Origin of the sequence: Rhodoglobus aureus, from assembly GCF_039527955.1 — a bacterium.
In the GTDB taxonomy this organism is placed as follows: domain Bacteria; phylum Actinomycetota; class Actinomycetes; order Actinomycetales; family Microbacteriaceae; genus Rhodoglobus; species Rhodoglobus aureus.
The window spans coordinates 62503-80018 of the sequence record NZ_BAAAKW010000028.1 but is presented as its reverse complement, the minus strand read 5'-3'; the positions used below and the strand labels follow the sequence as shown (position 1 = coordinate 80018).

Below are 17516 nucleotides of genomic sequence, written 5' to 3'. Positions count from 1 at the left end.
AGAATTCGGCACACCTAAGGGTCACCGAGTATGACAACCCCTCTCTAGGCCAGTATTCATATGCTCAGATCAAGGTCCCATCCACACGTTTTGGCCTATAACCCGGCTTTTCGCGCTCTGGCGGCCTCCCCTCGACCATGGTTTCGGCTTCCTCGTGCAATTCCTGCACAGACCAAACCCCTAGGGCCACCGTGCCGAATCACTTACCAGTGAAAGCAACTGACGAAATCCATCGTTAGCCCCGCATCCACTGCCTGAAATTTCGCTGCTGAACCTCAAAAACTGCGATGAAGGAGCAGAGGAACCTGTCATGCTGGTAGTTATGTCTCGTGAAGCTGATGTCAGCGCGCACCCCGATGATTCCGGGGCGCCTGCTGCGAGCCCACAAGACCTCCTCGAGCGTGTCGCCATTGGTGACCAAGCCGCATTTAGCGCGCTCTACGACCAACTGGCCCCACGAGTCTTCGGACTCGTCAAGAGGCTCCTGCGCGACCATTCGCAGTCTGAAGAAGTGACTCAAGAGATTTTTCTTGAAATCTGGCAAACCGCAACCCGATTCGATGCCAATAAAGGTGCAGCGGTGAGCTGGATTCTCACAATAGCTCACCGCCGAAGTGTGGACCGTGTGCGCTCCTCGCAGTCGTCTCGTGACCGCGACGTTCGCATCGGCATTCGTGATCACAACCCGGACTACGATCACGTTTCAGAAACCATAGAAGTCCGACTAGAACACGAAAGGGTAGAGAAGGCCATGTCCCGACTGACTGAACTCCAGCGCCAAGCTGTATCCCTTGCGTATTACGGCGGCTACAGCCACAGTGAGGTGGCGACCATGCTCAGTGTTCCTGTTGGCACTGTCAAAACCCGACTACGTGATGGAATGATCCGCTTACGCGACGAAATGGGGGTGGCATCATGACCGAGCGCAATGATGACCTCGCCGCCCAGTCCGGCGCCTACGCACTCAACGCGCTCACCGAAGAAGAGCGCGCAGTTTTCGAAGCGCACCTTGCCAAATCCGGCGAAGCTCGCACCGAAACCACAGAACTTTCCGACACCGCTGTAGCACTCGGGATGGCCATTGCCCCGGTCACTCCGCCGCCCGCGCTCAAAGCCAACCTCATGGCGATGATCGCGCAAACGCCGCAACTGCCCCGAGAAGTTGAGACCGTGGATGACGCGGCCACCGCTTCGGCAACGGTCACCCCGCTTGCCGCCGCCGCCACCCTCTCGTCCGAGGCCACCGCCGACGCGAACACCGCACAGCAGTCCGCACAGCCCTCGGCATCATCAGCCGAGACCAAGGCTCACGCACGCTGGTTCACTCGCCCCGCCACCGCACTTGCAGCAGTTGCTGCGGCGATTGCACTAATCGTCGCGGGAGGCGTTGTCGCTGACTCCATTGGCCGCACGTCGCTTCAGGAGACAAGCTTCGCCGCGCAGCAGGCCGACCAGCTTGCATCCATCAACGCGGCAAGCGACTCACAAAGACTCGTCTCAACGGTCGCCGGTGGCGCCACGGCCACGTTTGTGTGGTCACAGGAACTCAGTTCCTCAGTTGTCATCTTTGATGGCCTCGAGCCGCTCTCCGCAGACCAGGTGTACGAACTTTGGTACATCGACAGTGCTGGGGCACGCCCGGCCGGCCTCATGGATACATCCGAAAGCGGAACAACCTGGCGCGTGCTTGACGGCGACATGGCCCCTGGTGATGTTGTTGGTGTCACGATCGAGCCCAAGGGCGGATCGGATGCACCAACCACCGAGCCCATCGTCGTCTTCGAGAGCGCCTAACGCCCTACCTGAGCCAACGAGAAAACCCTCCGCCGAGGCGCGAGGGCTTTTCTGCGAAGCGGAGTAGCTGGCGGCCCGCTCGTTATCCGAACTTACCCGATACGTAGTCTTCTGTTGACTGCATGCTCGGGTTGGAGAAGATCGTAGTGGTGTCGTCGTACTCGATAAGCTTGCCTGGCGCACCGGTTTCCGCAATGTTGAAGAAACCAGTGCGGTCGGAGACGCGTGATGCCTGCTGCATGTTGTGGGTCACGATCACGATCGTGTAGTCCTGCTTGAGTTCCTCGATGAGGTCCTCAATGGCCAGGGTGGAGATGGGGTCGAGGGCCGAGCACGGCTCGTCCATCAGCACCACGTCGGGCTTCACAGCAATAGCGCGCGCGATGCAGAGTCGTTGCTGCTGTCCTCCAGACAGTGACGATCCGGGCTTATCGAGCCGCTCTTTGACTTCCTGCCACAGGTTTGCGCCCACCAGTGATGCTTCGGCTAGGTCATCAGCGTCGCTCTTGCTGATACGGGTGTTGTTGAGCTTCACACCGGCAAGCACGTTGTCGCGAATAGACATCGTGGGGAACGGGTTGGGGCGCTGGAACACCATGCCGACCTGGCGACGCACGCTCACCGGGTCAACTCCCGGTGCATAAAGGTTGTTGCCATCTATCAGCACTTCACCCTCCACGTAGGCGCCGGGAATAACCTCGTGCATACGATTCAGTGTGCGCAGGAAGGTGGACTTGCCGCAACCGGAAGGGCCGATCAAGGCGGTCACCGTGCGGGGCTCCATCGTGAGTGAGACACCTTCTACAGCGCGAAACTTGCTGTAGTACACGTTGAGATCATTGACTTCGATGCGCTTAGACACGAATTAGGGTTTCCTTCGGTTATCGACCGGTCTTGGGGGCGAAGATCTTGGCGATGATGCGTGCCAGGAGGTTGAGTGCCATCACAATCAGGATGAGGGTGAGCGCTCCGGCCCACGCCCGATCGAGGTAGGCCTGGGCGTCGGTGCCCTGCGAAATGTACGAGCTGTATACATACACGGGCAGGCTCTGCATGCGGTCGCTGAATAACGAATAGTTGAAGTTGTTGGTGAAGCCTGCAGCCACCAGCAGCGGTGCCGTCTCACCAATCACGCGGGCAATCGCGAGCATCACACCTGTCGTAATTCCGGCGATGGATGTCGGCAGCACAACCTTCAGAATCGTCAGCCATTTGGGCACACCGAGTGCAAACGCAGCCTCGCGCAGTTCATTGGGAACAAGGCGCAGCATTTCTTCGCTCGAACGCACGACCACGGGGACCATGAGCACCGAGAGGGCCACTGCTCCGGCGATTCCGACGCGCACGCCGGGGCCGAAGAACAACACGAAGAGCGAGTAGGCGAAGAGACCGGCAACGATTGAGGGGATGCCGGTCATGACATCCACGAGGAAGGTGATGGCTTGGGCGAGGCGTCCGCGACCGTACTCGACGAGGTAGATCGAGGCCATCAGGCCAATGGGCACAGAAATGATGGTCGCGGCGAGGGTCATCTCCAGCGTGCCGATGATGGCGTGGAGCGCACCGCCACCCTCGCCGACAACGTTGCGCAGCGAGAGGGTGAAGAAGTCGACATCGAACCGGGCTGCGCCGTTGGTTACGACTGTGTAGACCAGCGAGACCAGCGGCAACAGCGCGATTACGAAGGCGAGCGTCACTAGGGTGGTTACGAGCCGATCGGTGGCGCGACGGTGGCCTTCAACGAGTCGTGAAACGGTGGTGAGTACAACCGCGTAGAGCACGATTCCGAAGAGCACGGCTGCAACAATGTTGAATTCGCTTGCGGGCTGACCGGCCTGAATGAACATGAAGATGATGACGAAGGTGGCGAGGCTGCTGATGAGGATCAGCAGGGGTGCCAAACGGGGCAGCTGGCCTGCCGCGTAGGCGTTCTCGATCGGGCGCGCTGGCGTTGTGGTGGTCATCAGTTCGCTCCCGAGAATTCCTTGCGGCGGTTGACGATGTAGCGCGCGATTGTGTTGACGATCAGGGTGATGGCAAAGAGGATGAGGCCGGTTGCGATGAGCACGTTGACGTTGAGCCCGTAAGCCTCAGGGAAGCTCAGCGCGATGTTTGCCGCGATCGTTGACGGGTTAATAGAGCTGATGATGTCGAAGGTGATCACATTGGATGCGGAGAGCACCATGGCGACGGCCATGGTCTCGCCCAGGGCGCGGCCGAGACCGAGCATGGCACCAGAGACGATGCCGGCGCGACCGAAGGGCAGAACGGCAATTCGAATCATTTCCCAGCGGGTGGCGCCGAGAGCGAGCGCGGCTTCTTCGTGCAGCACAGGAGTCTGGAGGAAGACTTCGCGGCAGATGGCGGTGATGATCGGTAGCACCATCACGGCGAGCACGATGGACGCGGTGAGGAGGGTGCGGCCGGTTCCCGAAGCGGGGCCGGCGAAGAGGGGGATCCAGCTGAAGTTTTCGGCGAGCCAGGCGTAGAACGGCTGAACTTCGACGGCGAGAACGTTGGCGCCCCAGAGCCCGAATACGACGGATGGTACGGCGGCGAGCAGGTCAATGATGTACCCGAGGGTGGCAGCCAGTGGTCGGGGTGCGTAGTGGGAGATGAAAAGTGCGATTCCGATGGCAATGGGAACCGCCATCAGGAGAGCGAGCGCGGAGGACCAGAGGGTTCCAAAGACCAGCGGGCCAACGTAAGCCCAGAAGTTGGTTCCCTCAAGGAGAGTAGTCTCTTCAGGGTCAGCGACGATGCCCGGAATTCCCTGGACGACGAGGAAGGCAGCCACCGCTGCCAGGATCGCGAGGATGAGCGCACCAGCGGCAAGGGTCGAGCCTGAGAAGATTCGGTCTCCTGGGCGCTGCTTCACGCGCATACGGGGGCCGCGGTCGAGGTCATGTGTCGAGTATCCCTTATCCCTGGCTTGGTTCGCTACGCCGTGACTGGTCGGTGCTGGTTGGTGCTAGTTCGTGCTGGTTTCTGGGCGGCGTTCGACACACGGCCCAGAGGAAAGTCTGCCCGACCCTGCTGCCAGTAGCAACGGGGTCGAGCAGACTCAGGGTGTTACTTGATTGCGTCTACCGCAGCCTGTGCCCTCTCGAACAGCTTCGACGAGATGGGAGCCGAACCAGCATTGGATGCTGCGGCGCTCTGGCCCTCGTCGCTGATGATGTAGGACAGGTAAGCCTTGACCAGGTCAACGCCGTCGCTGGATGCGTATTCGTTGCAGGCGATCAGGTAGCTGATGAGCACTATCGGGTAAACACCCGACTCGGCTGATGCACGGTCGAGGTTCACCGCCAGGTCGGTCTCGCCACGGCCTTCAGCGAAGGGCGATGCGTCAACGATTGCTGCAGCAGCTTCGGGGGAGTACGGCACGTACTCGTCGCCGACCTTGACAGCAACGGTTCCGAGGTCACCGGCGCGCGATGCGTCGGCGTATCCGATGGTTCCGGTTCCGTTGGTAACGGCGTCAACCACACCTGAGGTCTGTGGCGCAGCCTCACCACCGAACTCGGTGGGCCAGGTTTCGATCTGTCCGACGGTCCAAGCATCAGGGGCCGCGGCCGACAGGTAGTCGGTGAAGTTCGCGGTCGTCCCCGAGTCATCCGCGCGGTGAACCGCGGTGATGGCAAGGTCGGGCAGCTCTACGCCCTCGTTCTGCGAAGCGATCGCAGGGTCGTTCCAGTTGGTGATCGTGCCGTTGAAGATGCCAGCGATCGTTGCAGCGTCGAGGTTGAGCGAGTCAATGCCGTCAAGGTTGAAGATAATCGCGATCGGCGAGATGTAGGCAGGAATCTCGAGGATGCCGGTGCCGGGAACGCACGAAACGAAGTTGTCTTCGGCGATTTCCTCAACGCTGAATGCGCGGTCGGAGCCGGCGAACTGGCTTCCGCCACCGATGAACGTGTCGCGTCCACCACCGGAGCCGATGGGGTCGTACTCAACGGTTACGTTCTCGTTTGCTGTCTGGAATCCAGCAACCCAAGCCTCCTGGGCTGACTGCTGCGACGATGCGCCGGCGCCAACGAGGGTGCCGGTGAAGCCGGAAGCGCTCTCTCCGCTGTCGCCGTTGTCTGCTGCAGTTGCGCATGAGGAGAGGAGGATGGTGCCTGCGATAGCAATGGCACCGATGGTGCCAAGACGCTTGAAGTTCACAGTTTTCCCTTCGGAATGTTGATTACAGGTTTCAGGTCGGTGCGACCCAAATAGAAAACCTAGGCAGCGCAGGTAGCCACCATTACCTTGTTAGGTAAACGGCAGGTAAACGACGCATCAACATGCAACGAGAGAACCCCGGAATTGCTTGGTTGGGAGCTACGTGATCCGGATTTACTTAATTGCGGCCACAGCGGCGTTGGCCTTGTCGAAGAGTCGTTGCGAGATCGGGGCGGAGCCAGCGCCTGCGGCTGCAGCCTGTTGACCTTCGGGACTGATCACATAATCCAGGTAGCCCCTGATGACATCCACGTCTTCGTTGGAGATGTATTCGTTGCAGGCGATGAGGTAGCTGATGAGCACGACGGGGTAGACACCCGCTGCTGTGGATGCTCGATCAATCTCTACTGCGAAGTCGGTGTCGCCGCGACCCTCGCCGAAGGGCGAAACGTCGACGATGGCTGCTGCGGCTTCAGGGGAGTAGTCGACGTACTCGTCGCCAACCTTCACAGCAACGGTTCCCAGATCGCCAGCGCGCGATGCGTCGGCGTATCCGATGGTTCCGGTGCCGTTGGTCACGGCATCGACGACACCCGATGTCTGGGGTGCGGCTTCTCCACCGAACTCGATGGGCCACTTCTCGATGGAACCGCTTTTCCACGTTTCGGGGGCTGCTTCTGCGAGGTAACTCGTGAAATTGGCGGTGGTACCAGAGTCGTCAGCGCGATGAACGGCCGTGATGCGCTGATTCGGCAGCTCAACGGTCGGGTTTTGTTCAGCAATTGCCGAGTCATCCCAACGATCAATGTCGCGAGTGAAGATGGCGGCAATCGTGTCAGCATCGAGGTCGAGCGAGTCAACTCTGTCGACGTTAAAAATGATCGCGATCGGGGAGATGTAGGCGGGGATTTCGAGGATGCCGGTGCCGGGCACGCACGAAACGAACTCTTCTTCGTCAATTTCTTCGACCGTAAACGCACGGTCGGAGGCCGCAAATACAGCGCCACCGCCCACAAAGGTGTCGCGCCCGCCGCCAGAACCAATCGGGTCGTATTCGACCGTTGCTTGCACGTTGGCTAGCTGAAAACCACGCACCCAGGACTCTTGCGCAGACTGCTGCGACGAAGCACCCGCACCGATGATTGTGCCCGACAAGCCCGTTCCGTCGCCGCTGGGCGCGGGAACACACGCCGAAAGCGTGAGTGCAGTGGTCATCGCGATGATGCTGACGGTGCCGAGGTGGGTGAACTTCACTTTGTCCCTTCGAGAAACTGGCGTGCACGCCATTCTCTCGCGAATTGGGCGGGAATTCACCGACAGTCCACCTCAAATCGCTGTTGGAGTCCCAAAACCCCTTGTGGAGCCCCAAACCCAGTGATCGAGGCTCAGGGCTGGTGAGTCTCTACCGCCACGAGCCGAGGCTTCTTGCTGTCGCGAGCAAAGTGCAGCACCGAAAAGTCGCCGGTGCTCAGCATCGCCGCGGCGCGTAGCCCGGCATCTGGCTTCGTATCGGAGGCATTGGCTAGGGCGCTAACAATCTGCGGCAGCACGGGGCCGTGACTGCACATCACCGTCGTCTGCTGCTTCTTGAGGCGCTTGTCGACAAGCGCGGTAACTGCTTTTCCGTTGCCGGCGTAGGCATCTTGGCTGAGATCTTCTGTCGATTTGATGTCGAGCTCGGTGCGCTCAGCAAGAGGGGTGATTGTTGCCAAACACCGGGCCGCGGTGCTGCTCAGGATGCGTTCGGGTGCGAAGGCGGCGATGCCACCGGCGATGGTGGCGGCCTGGTCTGTTCCGCGGTGCATGAGCGGGCGAGTGGCATCGGGCCCGTCCCAGGTTTCGCCAGGAACAGCCTTGCCGTGGCGCACAGCGATCATCGCGAAGGTGCGAGCGTTGCCAGCTTCGTAGAGTGCGGCAAACCGGTCGAGCACATCCATATCGTGGGTATAGCTGACCTTCTTGCGTGCCTTCGAGAGTGACAACCATTCGAGCGACGAGATTTCCTCGTTGGGGCTGAACTTGGCCCGTTCGAGGTCGTGATCGTTCACTTCAGCCGACCAATAGTGCACGTATTTATCGCGACCGTTGCCCAGCGTGTAGTGAACGTCGCCGAGTGGGGCACCGAGATCTACCCGAAGGCCGGTCTCTTCAAAGATCTCGCGAACCGCAGTCTCTGGCAGCGTTTCGCCCGGATCCAGCTTTCCCTTAGGCAGCGAGACGTCTTTGTGAACGGTGCGGTGCACGAGCAACACCCGAGGCTTGCCCTCGACTACTCGCCAGCAGACAATTCCTGCGGCCAGCACCGGTGTGGTCGCCGCGGTCATCGGCGAGCTCCGCCTCGTTTGCGCTGTGTGATTCGCTTCATAAGAACATTCTGTAGGTCGTTGAGAGGTTCCCCGGTCTCGGAGCGACCGTGGCGCACCCAATCGCCTTCGGAGTCGAGCCACCATGACGCTGTATTTTCGTCGACAGCGAGGTCGAACATGTAGTCAAGCTCTTCGATGTGCTCGGGTTCAACGATGCGAACAAGAGCTTCTACACGGCGGTCGAGGTTGCGGTGCATCATGTCTGAGCTGCCAATGTAGACCTGCGGGTCGCCATTGTTGTGAAACGAAAATACGCGCGAGTGTTCGAGGTAGCGCCCCAAAACCGAGCGCACCCGAATGTTCTCGCTGAGACCCTCAACGCCGGCGCGCAACGAGCAAATTCCGCGCACCACGATGTCGATCGGAACGCCCGCATTGCTTGCACGGTAGAGCGCGTCGATGATCGCCTCATCCACCATTGAATTCAGCTTGATCTGGATGCCCGACGGCAGGCCAGCTCGTGCATTCGACGATTCGGCATCAATCTGCTTGACAAGCCCCTTGCGCAGGTGGCGCGGAGCAACCAGCAGTCGTTTGAACTTCTTCTCTATCGCGTACCCGGAGAGTTCGTTGAAGAGGCGGGTGAGATCTTTGCCGACCTGATCGTCTGCCGTCAGCAGCCCCAAGTCTTCATAGAGGCGACTGGTCTTGGGGTTGTAGTTTCCGGTGCCGATGTGGGCGTAGTGGCGCAGCTTGCCCTCTTCTTGACGCACGACGAGCGCGAGCTTGCAGTGAGTCTTGAGGCCAACGAGACCGTAGACAACGTGCACGCCAGCCTTTTCAAGCTTGCGGGCCCACGAGATGTTCGCAGTCTCATCAAAGCGGGCCTTGATCTCTACGAGCGCGAGCACGGCCTTGCCGGCTTCTGCCGCGTCGATGAGGGCTTCGACGATGGGGCTGTCACCGCTGGTGCGATAGAGGGTCTGCTTGATGGCGAGCACGTCTGGGTCGGCTGCTGCCTGCTCCAAGAACGACTGAACGCTTGTTGAGAACGATTCATAGGGGTGGTGCAGCAAAATATCTTTGCGTGCTATTGCCCGGAAAATGTCGGCACGCTCGTTGCCTTCAGTTGGCATGAGGCTCGGGCTTGTGATCGGCACATGGCGTGGGTACTTGAGGGCAGGGCGATCGATGCGCGTGAGCTGGAACAGACCGGCCAAGTCGAGCGGGGCCGGCAGCCGGTACACCTCTTGCTCGGTGATCTTGAGTTCGCGCACGAGCAAGCCGAGGGTCACCTCATCCATGTCGTCAGTAATTTCGAGACGAATTGGGGGGCCAAAGCGACGGTTCAGGATCTGCTTCTCGAGCGACTTGATGAGGTTCTCTGACTCATCTTCGTCAACGTTTACATCTTCGTTACGTGTGACCCGAAACTCGTGGTGCGCCAAAATCTCCATGCCCGGAAAAAGCGCGCCCAGGTGGTTGGAGATCAAATCTTCGAGAGGAATGTAGCGCAGTTGGTCGCTGCCGTCATCGGGCAACTGAATAAACCGCGGCAGAACGCTCGGCACTTTCAGGCGCGCGAACTCCTCTTTTTGTGTCTTCGGGTTGCGCACGCGAATCGAGAGGTTGAGTGAGAGCCCAGAGATATAAGGAAATGGATGCGCGGGGTCGACGGCCAGCGGCATGAGCACAGGAAAGATCTGTGTGGAGAAGATCTCGTGAACGCGCTCGCGGTCTTCCGGACCCAGGTCGGCCCAGGTCTCAATGTGGATGCCCTCGGCATCTAGTGCAGGCTTCACACTGTTGAGGAACTCGGCAGCATGGCGCTCTTGCAGCGCGTGAGCGGCGGCACTGAGTTCGTCGAGAACTTCGGTTGGCGCACGGCCAGTGTTCGTCGGAACGGCCAAGCCGGTGACGATGCGACGCTTGAGACCAGCAACGCGCACCATGAAGAACTCGTCGAGGTTGCTGGCAAAAATTGCCAAGAAGTTGGCGCGTTCCAGAAGCGGCAGCGACTCATCCTCGGCCAATTCGAGCACTCGCTGATTGAAAGCGAGCCAACTCAACTCACGATCAAGGTAGCGGTCGGGGATCAGCGTGCCGTCATCGACGCTCGATGATTCATCGTCGTCGTACTCGTCGAGCGAATCCGTAGCGGAGCTAGGGTCGGCTATCGCACTCTCGTTGTCCATTAGATCATCCTGCCATTGAGTGATGAACAACTGATTAACTCCGCGCACAGGGCCGAAAGTTGCTTAGACCGCGATGCGCTCTTGTTGAGGGTGAGCAGAGTCAATCATGGGGTCGTCAGGAATCACTACGGGGGCTGGTTTTTCGGGCTCTTCGGCAATGTTGAAGCAGTAGCCGACGTTGCGCACAGTGCCGATAAGGGACTCAAGGTCGCCCAGCTTTGCTCGCAAGCGACGTACGTGAACGTCAACGGTGCGGGTGCCCCCGAAGTAGTCGTAGCCCCACACTTCGCTCAGCAACTGTTCGCGAGTGAAGACGTGCGATGGGTGTGAGGCAAGAAAACGCAGCAGCTCAAACTCCTTGAACGTGAGGTCGAGCGAGCGGTCTTTGGCCTTGGCCGAATAGCTGGCTTCGTCGATGACGATTCCGGATGCTCGGATCTTGGATGCCGAACTCTCACCTTCGCGGCGCGCCATCGCCAAGCGGATGCGGGCATCCACCTCGGCCGGTCCAGCGCCGACAACGAAAAGGTCGTCGATGTGCCATTGGCTGTTGACGGCGGCGATGCCACCATCGGTGACGACGACGAGCAGTGGGCACCCGATTCCGCCCGAGTGGAGCACGTTGCAGAGCCCCTTGGCGGCGGCAAGATTGGTGGTCGCGTCGACAATGATCAGATCGGTTGTCGGAGCTGCGACGAGTGTTGCGGGCGCAGCGACTACTACTTCGACCGTATGGCTGAGCAGACCCAGGGCGGGTAGCGGTTCAGCATCGGGCGCAGAGCTAAGCATCAAAATGTGTGCCATATATGGCCTCCCCACTGCGTAAAAGGTATTCTACCCACCCTTCAGAGAGCCGATGAACGCGTGCCGTCCAGCGTGATCTAGATACGATGGGGGTATGACTTGGCAAAAGTGGAGCGTAGTTCCGGTGTGGCTGTTGAGCCTTACCGGTGCGATCATCATCGGTGCCACTGCGACCCCTGAGATGCGCGTCACCTGGCTAGCGATCACCTTGGCTAGCGCGGTGGTGCTTACCTTCGTGATCCAGATCGCTATCCAACGCAAAGAACGCTTTGTGGCCCGAGCTACGGCCAGCATGGTTGGTGCACTCGCAATAGTTGCCGCAGCAACAGCAATTTTTGCGCTCATTTAGTGCGCTGGCGCCGCACTCAGGTAGGATTAGTACATGCTTCTCGCTCTTGAGCTCTTCTTCGTCGGCCTTCTCGGTCTCGCGACGCTGTCAATCGGCTACGTGTCGGTCGTTGTGGTCTACAACCTGTTTCGCGGCCAGCGCTAACCGCGCCGAATTGTGATCGAGCTAGACACCTCCGGCCCCGCCGAACTCGCCCCGCTCTCGTGGCTTGTTGGCCTGTGGGAGGGCACCGGTGTTGTCGATTATACAATCGGTGAAGAGACGCGCAGCGTCGAGTTCGGTCAGCGCATCAGCTTTACGCACGACGGTCTCCCGCACCTCAACTACAGCTCATATACGTGGTTGCTTGATGAGAATCAAACTCCTTTTGTAGCCGAAACTGGCTACTGGCGACTGCGCCGTCCAGCCGCTGACGGCGATCCTGGTCCCGGGCTGCTGCCCGCTGTGGGAACGAAGCCATTCACGACTGCCGACGAGGTCGAAACGTTGCGCACACCCAACGGCGGGTTCGAGATCGAAGTGTCGATCGTGCATCCAAGCGGCATCAGCGAAATTTATATCGGAGAGGTCGCAGGGCCCCGCATCGATTTGGCCACAGACGTAGTCATGCGCACCGAGAGTGCCAAGGAATACACCGCAGCAACCCGACTCTATGGACTCGTGGATGCTCACCTACTGTGGGCGTGGGATATTGCCGCTCTCGGTCAAGACCTCCGCAACCACGCATCAGGACGGCTCGCTCGTGTCGAATAGTACTTTTACTTCCCGGCCGGGTGCTGTGGGCGATCCGCCCGAGCACTACGGCAACCCTTTCGGCGAACAACGCGCGCTCGCCGACGGTGAGTCTGTAGTTGAGCTGGCTGATCGAGCCGTGATTACGATCACCGGCCCCGACCGGCTCACCTGGCTTGATTCACTCACCACGCAAGCACTCACTGGCCTTGGTGCTGGCGAGAGTTCAGAGACGCTGTTGCTGAACCCCAACGGGCGAATCGAGCACGCAATGCGTGTCATCGATGACTCCGAAACCACGTGGTTGCTCGTTGACGGCTCCCAACGTGAGGCACTCGTCAAGTGGCTCGATCGCATGCGATTCATGCTTCGTGTTGAGATTGCCGATCGCAGCGATGACTTTCTGACCATCGGCAGCTTTGGCGATGTCAGCCTTCCTGTCGCTGAGTCGAACGGTGTTCCCTTGGTCTGGAACGACTCTTGGGCCAGCGTTGCTCGCGGCGGCCACCAGTACTCGCGGGCCGAGCACCACCCCGCTGCCACCTGGAACTATCGTGAGTCGCTCGTAGCAACTGATGCCGCTCTCAACGAGCATGCGGCCTCTGGTTCGCTCGCGTTTGAAGCGTTGCGCATTGCAGCGTGGCGACCACGGTTTAGCTCCGAAGTCGACGAGCGCAGCATCCCGCACGAACTCGACTGGCTGCGCTCAGCCGTACACCTCAACAAGGGCTGCTACCGCGGCCAAGAGACCATCGCCAAAGTGCACAATCTCGGGCACCCGCCGCGTCGACTCGTCATGCTGCACCTCGACGGCTCGGAGGGTGCACTGCCCGAAGCCGGCGCAGAAGTCAGCCTCGGTGAGAAAATTGTTGGCACAGTCACTGCGTCTGCCCGACACTTTGAACTTGGCCCTATCGCACTCGCAATGATCAAACGTGGGGTGGATGCCGCAGAAACATTGGCTGTTGCCTCCGACGTTGGCGAAATTTCGGCCGCGCAAGAAGTAATCGTGCCAACAGACGCGGGAGCCGAAGCCAACGTGCCCCGCTTGCCGCGGCTCGGAGCCGTCAAGCGCTAGCGGCAGCATCCCTCGATTCTCGGTACTCTTGAGGTATGACTCACACCCTGATTTTGTTGCGCCACGGCAACTCCGAATGGAACCAAAAGAACCTCTTCACCGGATGGGTGGATGTTGGGCTCACCGATCAAGGCCGCGCTGAGGCTACGCGCGCTGGCGAAATGATTGCCGCTTTCGAGAAGCAGCCTGACGTTCAGTACACCTCGCTGCTCAAGCGCGCGATTCACACCGCAAACATCGCGTTGCAAGTTGCCGACCTCGACTGGCTGCCCGTAAAGCGCTCGTGGCGACTCAACGAACGCCACTACGGTGCACTGCAGGGCAAAGACAAAGCTCAGACTCTTGACGAGTTTGGCGAAGAGAAATTCATGACCTGGCGTCGCAGCTTTGACGTGCCGCCGCCCGTACTGGGCGATGACGCCGAATACAGCCAGGTTCACGACAAGCGTTACGAAGGAATCGACGGCGAGATCCCGCGCACCGAGAGCCTCGAGCTCGTGATCGACCGCATGCTGCCCTATTGGGAGTCCGACATCACCAAGGACCTCGCAGCAAGCAAGACCGTGCTGGTCACCGCCCACGGCAATTCGTTGCGCGCGCTCGTGAAGCACCTCGACGGCATCTCGGATGACGCCATCGCGAGTCTCAACATCCCGACCGGCATCCCGCTGGTTTACGAACTTGATGACAACTTCATGCCCATCAAGCCGGCCTACTACCTCGACCCCGAGGCCGCAGCAGCAGGAGCTGCTGCCGTCGCCTCGCAGGGCAAGAAGTAACCGCCCTCAGAACACACGCACGCACACAGAAGCCCCGGTGAGATGTGTGAACTGCTCGCCGGGGCTTCTGGATGTTCGGCTTAGTCGTCTGTCGGAACCCAGTCGCCGGTAGCCAAGTACTGCACCTTTTTGGCGATCGAGACCGCGTGGTCTGCGAAACGCTCGTGGTAACGCGATGCCAGAGTGGCATCGACGGTATCGACCGCTGCGCCCTTCCACGTCTCGCCGAGCACCTTGTCGAACACGCTCAAGTGCAGAGCATCGATCCTGTCGTCGTCATTGCGAATCTCTTCGGCAATGCGCACGTCTTCATGCTTGAGCAGCTCAACGAGCTTTTTGGCAACCGCTACGTCGAGGGCCCCGAGTTCGGCGAATGTGCCCCGCAATGACTTGGGCACCACCTTGTCGGGGAACCGGTAACGAGCAAGCTGAGCAATGTGCTCAGCCATGTCACCCATGCGCTCGAGCGATGCACTGATGCGCAGGGCGCTCACCACAATTCTCAAATCTCGAGCGACTGGTTGTTGACGAGCGAGGATGTTGATCGCCAGTTCGTCGAGTTCTGCCGCCGCAACATCAATTTCATCGTCATCTGCGATCACCGTTTCGGCGAGTGAGACATCTGATTCATTGAATGCTTGAGTGGCGTTCTCAATTGAGACCGCCACAAGGCTGGCAATTTCGACGAGGCGGTCTTGAACCTCGCGTAGTTCTTGTTGAAATACTTCGCGCACGCTATCTACGTCCCTTCGATACGGGCATGACGAAGCCCGCACGGCTTAGGCCATCCTGCCCGCGTTAGGTTAACAGCAGGTGTTGGCGGCCTGAATTTTATCTGAAGTGAGCACTCGTCGCGAATTCGCGGCAAGCAGACGCTCCAGATGTAACTAACCTAGTCGCTATGGACTCTGCGTGGCTCGTGCCAGCCGCCCTCGCCTTTGGCGTAATTCTCGGTGGCGGCATGTCCCTCATCATTTACGCGGCAGCTCGGCGAGGTCAGCGAGCAGCCCACGTAGTCTCCTCTGCCGTGCCAGATGGTGTTGATCAGGTCATTGATGCCCTGGAATCTGCAGGAATCGTGCTCGACCCCTCGAATAACATCATGAAGGCTTCGCACGCCGCGCTCACCTACGGCCTGGTGTGGAACCATGCGCTCGTGCATCCAGAACTCGTCGAGTTTGTCGACCAAGTGCGGCGCACCGGGGAGCCGATCGCGCAAGAAGTGCACCTCTCGCGTGGCCCATTCGGTGACGCCAACATTTACCTTTTTGTTCGTGTAGCTCGTCTCGGCACGCGCTACGTTCTCCTCTTGGCCGAAGACCGCACCGAGTCGTATCGCCTCGACAGCGTGCGGCGTGACTTCGTGGCGAACATCAGCCACGAACTCAAGACCCCCATCGGAGCCGTCGGTTTGCTCGCTGAGGCACTTGTCAGCGCATCTGACGAGCCAGAGCAGGTCACTCGCTTTGCCAAGCGGCTCACGAAGGAGTCTCAGCGCCTCGCACGCATCACGCAGGAGATCATCGAGCTCTCGCGGTTGCAGTCCGCAGACGGGCTAGCAGAGGCCGAAACGGTCGACATCGACCACGTGGTCTCGGTGGCACTCGATCAGAACCGCGTTGTCGCCGATCTTAGCCGCGTCTCCCTCATCAGCGGGGGAGAGAGCGGGGTCGAGGTGTTTGGTGACGAAACCCTCCTCGTGCTTGCCCTCGACAACCTCATTTCGAACGCCGTGCAGTACTCGCCAGAAAACACCCGGGTTGGCATCGGGGTTCGCCGAAAAGCGGGCGCAATCGAGATCTCGGTCACCGACCAGGGAGTCGGGATTCCCGAAGGTGAGCTCGATCGCGTCTTCGAGCGTTTCTATCGCAGTGATCCAGCGCGCAGCAGGCACACCGGCGGCAGTGGGCTGGGTCTCAGCATCGCTAAGCACGTCGTACAAAACCACGGTGGAGACATCCGCGTATGGTCGCAGCTTGGCCAAGGCTCAACATTCACCCTCCGATTGCCCGAAATCGACCATGACGTCACCAACCCAACTGGAGATAAAAAATGACCCGAATTCTGATTGTCGAAGATGAGTCATCACTCAGCGAACCCCTCGCATTCCTGTTGGAACGTGAAGGCTACGAAACGACAATTGCTGAAGACGGGCCAGCAGGCCTCGCCGAGTTCGATCGCAACGGTGCCGATGTTCTGCTTCTCGACCTGATGTTGCCTGGGCTTTCTGGCACTGAGGTGTGCCGTGAAATTCGCACCCGCTCGAATGTTCCCATCATCATGCTCACCGCAAAAGACAGCGAAGTGGACATCGTGGTCGGCTTGGAGCTGGGAGCGGACGACTATGTCACCAAGCCGTATTCCACTCGCGAACTCTTGGCTCGCATCCGCGCCGTACTCCGCCGGCGCACCGAAGACGTTGACGAGCACGAATCGGTTTTGGAGGCCGGTGGTGTGCGCATGGATGTGGAACGTCACACCGTCACGGTCGATGGCACCGATGTGAGCATGCCGCTCAAGGAATTTGAGCTGCTCGAACTGTTGCTGCGCAACGGTGGCCGTGTGCTCACGCGAGGCCAGTTGATCGATCGAGTGTGGGGCGCTGACTACTTCGGTGACACCAAGACGCTCGATGTTCACATCAAGCGCATTCGGTCGAAGATCGAAAAGCTGCCGTCGCAGCCCACGATGTTGGTCACCGTGCGTGGGCTCGGCTACCGCTTCGAGGATTGAGCCGGCGCTGATCCCTGCTCGCGCTTGAGCTATTCGCCGAGTGCGCTAGCGGGAGCTAGGTCGGAGTAGATCGCGTTATCGCCGGCGATGACGGGAACGAGAAGTTCTGTGCCGCTGGCGTTGCCGTACTGAAAGTAGATGGGCAATAGCTGGCCGGCCATGACGCCGGCATCGGTGATGATGATCGTGTCACCGTCGACCTCGGTGCCGTAGCTCTTAACTTCGTTCGACGAGAGTGGTTTGGAGATGTCGATTCGCTCGCCGTCTGCTGATTCGTACTGCAGGCGAAGGCTTCCGCTCGAGGAAGTGGTGTTGATGATGGTGACCATGAGGCTCACGGCGGAGTTATCGTCGTTGCTGATGGCTAGAACGTTGCGAACCTTGACGTCGCCAACGGAGGCACCGATGCCGTCGCTGGGGTCGTACTGGTTGAGCGTTGCGGTTGGCGTAATGAACGCGCAACCAGCGGTGCCCACAAGGAGAGCGCTGGCGATGAGGGCGGATGCTGCGGCGCGTGCTGCGCGAGTGCGTACTGTCACAGAGCCATACTATCGAAAGCCGCGCCGCGTGGTTTAGTTA

At 59.7% G+C, this 17516-nt stretch carries 18 protein-coding genes; 8 read left to right on the top strand and 10 right to left on the bottom strand.

The features are described 5' to 3' along the window. Positions 1-310: 310 nt before the first annotated feature. On the top strand, positions 311-919 hold the full coding sequence (locus ABD112_RS07845; RefSeq protein ID WP_425563813.1) for a sigma-70 family RNA polymerase sigma factor: 609 nt from the start codon (positions 311-313) through the stop codon (positions 917-919). Continuing rightward, on the top strand, positions 916-1794 hold the full coding sequence (locus ABD112_RS07840) for an anti-sigma factor (RefSeq protein WP_343924733.1): 879 nt from the start codon (positions 916-918) through the stop codon (positions 1792-1794). Before ABD112_RS07845 ends, ABD112_RS07840 begins: the two co-directional genes overlap by 4 nt. A gap of 82 nt (positions 1795-1876) precedes the next feature. Here the strand turns inward: ABD112_RS07840 and pstB are convergent, their stop codons facing one another. The 8 genes from pstB to ABD112_RS07800 all read right to left on the bottom strand — a co-directional run bounded on the left by pstB (position 1877) and on the right by ABD112_RS07800 (position 11266). Next, on the bottom strand, positions 1877-2656 hold the full coding sequence (pstB, locus tag ABD112_RS07835) for a phosphate ABC transporter ATP-binding protein PstB (protein WP_343924732.1): 780 nt from the start codon (positions 2654-2656) through the stop codon (positions 1877-1879). 19 nt (positions 2657-2675) lie between these two features. Further along, on the bottom strand, positions 2676-3758 hold the full coding sequence (gene pstA / locus ABD112_RS07830; protein ID WP_343924731.1) for a phosphate ABC transporter permease PstA: 1083 nt from the start codon (positions 3756-3758) through the stop codon (positions 2676-2678). Then, positions 3758-4678 carry a phosphate ABC transporter permease subunit PstC gene (gene pstC, locus ABD112_RS07825; protein ID WP_343924729.1) on the bottom strand — a complete coding sequence of 307 codons (921 nt, stop codon included), beginning with the start codon at positions 4676-4678 and terminating at the stop codon, positions 3758-3760. Before pstC ends, pstA begins: the two co-directional genes overlap by 1 nt. A gap of 188 nt (positions 4679-4866) precedes the next feature. Further along, positions 4867-5961 (bottom strand): phosphate ABC transporter substrate-binding protein PstS, encoded by a 1095-nt coding sequence (locus ABD112_RS07820; RefSeq protein ID WP_343924727.1) that lies wholly within the window; start codon positions 5959-5961, stop codon positions 4867-4869. 174 nt (positions 5962-6135) lie between these two features. Further along, complete coding sequence (locus tag ABD112_RS07815) at positions 6136-7215, bottom strand: phosphate ABC transporter substrate-binding protein PstS (protein ID WP_343924725.1); 1080 nt, start codon at positions 7213-7215, stop codon at positions 6136-6138. 131 nt (positions 7216-7346) lie between these two features. Beyond that, positions 7347-8285 (bottom strand): NUDIX hydrolase, encoded by a 939-nt coding sequence (locus ABD112_RS07810; protein ID WP_343924723.1) that lies wholly within the window; start codon positions 8283-8285, stop codon positions 7347-7349. After that, positions 8282-10462 carry an RNA degradosome polyphosphate kinase gene (locus ABD112_RS07805; protein WP_343924721.1) on the bottom strand — a complete coding sequence of 727 codons (2181 nt, stop codon included), beginning with the start codon at positions 10460-10462 and terminating at the stop codon, positions 8282-8284. Before ABD112_RS07805 ends, ABD112_RS07810 begins: the two co-directional genes overlap by 4 nt. Positions 10463-10525: 63 nt before the next feature. Beyond that, on the bottom strand, positions 10526-11266 hold the full coding sequence (locus tag ABD112_RS07800; protein WP_343924719.1) for a winged helix-turn-helix transcriptional regulator: 741 nt from the start codon (positions 11264-11266) through the stop codon (positions 10526-10528). 94 nt (positions 11267-11360) lie between these two features. Here ABD112_RS07800 and ABD112_RS07795 point away from each other — a divergent pair, with 94 nt between their 5' ends. The 4 genes from ABD112_RS07795 to ABD112_RS07780 all read left to right on the top strand — a co-directional run bounded on the left by ABD112_RS07795 (position 11361) and on the right by ABD112_RS07780 (position 14204). After that, entirely contained in the window at positions 11361-11615 is a 255-nt protein-coding gene (locus ABD112_RS07795) for a hypothetical protein (protein ID WP_343924717.1), read from the top strand. A 156-nt stretch (positions 11616-11771) separates the two neighbouring features. Further along, positions 11772-12368, top strand: a complete 597-nt coding sequence (locus tag ABD112_RS07790; protein ID WP_343924715.1) for a heme-binding beta-barrel domain-containing protein — start codon at positions 11772-11774, stop codon at positions 12366-12368. Beyond that, positions 12358-13425 (top strand): CAF17-like 4Fe-4S cluster assembly/insertion protein YgfZ, encoded by a 1068-nt coding sequence (ygfZ, locus tag ABD112_RS07785; protein ID WP_343924713.1) that lies wholly within the window; start codon positions 12358-12360, stop codon positions 13423-13425. The genes ABD112_RS07790 and ygfZ overlap by 11 nt, the downstream gene beginning before the upstream one ends. A gap of 35 nt (positions 13426-13460) precedes the next feature. After that, complete coding sequence (locus tag ABD112_RS07780; RefSeq protein WP_343924711.1) at positions 13461-14204, top strand: phosphoglyceromutase; 744 nt, start codon at positions 13461-13463, stop codon at positions 14202-14204. Between the two features lie 80 nt (positions 14205-14284). On the opposite strand, the gene phoU is transcribed toward ABD112_RS07780, so the two are convergent. Next, positions 14285-14938, bottom strand: a complete 654-nt coding sequence (gene phoU, locus ABD112_RS07775) for a phosphate signaling complex protein PhoU (protein ID WP_343924710.1) — start codon at positions 14936-14938, stop codon at positions 14285-14287. Between the two features lie 167 nt (positions 14939-15105). Between phoU and ABD112_RS07770 the strand changes: the two genes are divergently transcribed. Both ABD112_RS07770 and ABD112_RS07765 read left to right on the top strand, forming a co-directional pair. After that, positions 15106-16260, top strand: coding sequence for a sensor histidine kinase (locus ABD112_RS07770; RefSeq protein ID WP_343924708.1), 1155 nt, complete (start codon positions 15106-15108; stop codon positions 16258-16260). Then, the gene (locus ABD112_RS07765) at positions 16257-16937 is read left to right on the top strand and encodes a response regulator (protein ID WP_343924706.1); all 681 of its coding nucleotides are present in this window, start codon (positions 16257-16259) and stop codon (positions 16935-16937) included. The genes ABD112_RS07770 and ABD112_RS07765 overlap by 4 nt, the downstream gene beginning before the upstream one ends. A gap of 29 nt (positions 16938-16966) precedes the next feature. On the opposite strand, the gene ABD112_RS07760 is transcribed toward ABD112_RS07765, so the two are convergent. After that, entirely contained in the window at positions 16967-17476 is a 510-nt protein-coding gene (locus ABD112_RS07760; protein ID WP_343924704.1) for a hypothetical protein, read from the bottom strand. Between the last annotated feature and the right edge of the window lie 40 nt (positions 17477-17516).